This is a genomic window from Micromonospora sp. NPDC005087 (assembly GCF_042872965.1).
Taxonomy (GTDB): domain Bacteria; phylum Actinomycetota; class Actinomycetes; order Mycobacteriales; family Micromonosporaceae; genus Micromonospora.
The window spans coordinates 1-1,473 of sequence record NZ_JBIALB010000069.1 but is presented as its reverse complement, the minus strand read 5'-3'; the positions used below and the strand labels follow the sequence as shown (position 1 = coordinate 1,473).

The following is a 1,473-nucleotide window of genomic DNA, read 5'->3' as shown; positions in this document are numbered from 1 at the left end:
CGCTGACCCGGCTGGCCGCGCCCTCCCGTCTCGCATCAGGGACGGGAGGGCGCTCCGGCCAGCGCCACCAGACCGTTTCGCGCCCGGCTGACCACCCGCACCCAGCTACGGGCGCTGGCTCGGTCGCGGGTTTCGACACCATCCGATCGCACCACCCAGTCCTCATGGGGAAGGCCAGTTCTCCCCTGGGCGATCCGGATCTAGCCGCGATGCGCGCGTCTGCCGCGGACCGTGACGGCCTCGCGATGCACCGTGAGGGTCATGTCAACGGTCAGGTGGGACGCGCCCCAGGGCCCCGGCAAAGTCGCGGAGTGCCCGGCTTGATGTGGTTGGTGTAGACGCGCCCTTGCTGGTGGTAGCAGGGCGGGCATGACCGTTCAGATGATCATCGAGGTTCCTACGCCTTATTGATCGTCCGAAGTGAGTCATGCCCGCCCTGCCATCATCGCTGATCTCGTCCTTGTCCGGCGCGCCGGCGGTCACCGGGCCCGAAACCGTCGCTGGGCTGACTGCGGCACTGGCGGGTCTGCCGGATCCTCGGGCCCGTCGCGGGGTGCGGCACCGGCTGGCGGTCGTGGTCACCGCAACGGTCTGTGCCGTGGTGGCCGGCTACCGCTCATACACCGCGATCGCCGAGTGGATCGCCGACGTGCCCGCCGCGACCGCGACCGCGCTCGGCATCGCCCCGGACCGGCGTCCGTCGGAAGCGATGATCCGCCGGTTGTTGCAGGCCTTGGACCCGGACCTGCTCACCGCGGCCATCAGCGGCTGGCTCGCCAGCCGGACCATAGCCACACCGCCAGCGGACAGGCGGGCGATCGCCGTGGACGGCAAGACGCTGCGCGGGTCCCGCACCACCGACACCGCCGCCGCGCATGTCCTCGCCGCCTGCGACCAGGCCACCGGAGTGGTCCTGGCCAGCACCGACGTGGACGGCAAGACCAACGAGATCACCCGGTTCCAGCCACTGCTCGACCAGATTGGCGACCTCCGCGACACCGTGATCACCGCCGACGCGTTGCACTGCCAGCGCGACCACGTCACGTACCTCGCCGAACGCGGCGCCCACTGGATTTTGACCGTCAAGGCCAACCAGCCCAGCCTGCACGCCCAACTCGCCGGCCTGCCCTGGCGAGCCGTCCCGGACGCCACCCGCGCCACCGACCGCGGACACGGCCGCCGCGAGATCCGCACGTGCAAGATCCTGACCATCTCCACCGGGATCGACTTCCCGCATGCCGTCCAGGCCCTGCAGATCCGCCGCCGCAGACGCCGCCTCGACCAGCCGAAACGGTTCTCCACCGAGACCGTCTACGCGATCACCAACCTCCGCGTCCATCAGGCCAAACCGGTGCAACTCGCCGGCTGGATCCGCGGTCACTGGTCGATCGAGAACAAGGTCCACTGTGAGTCGGCCTGGGGCGCGGTGCCGGGATTACTCCCGGTCCGTTTCCCCAGGCCGCTCTCCGAACC

General features: G+C 70.1%; 1 protein-coding gene. It reads left to right on the top strand.

Annotated features, from left to right (window positions below; translation table 11 throughout):
• Positions 1-427 precede the first annotated feature (427 nt).
• A partial coding sequence (locus ACFYPS_RS36880; protein WP_387331140.1) for an ISAs1 family transposase occupies positions 428-1,473 on the top strand: 1,046 nt, incomplete at its 3' end.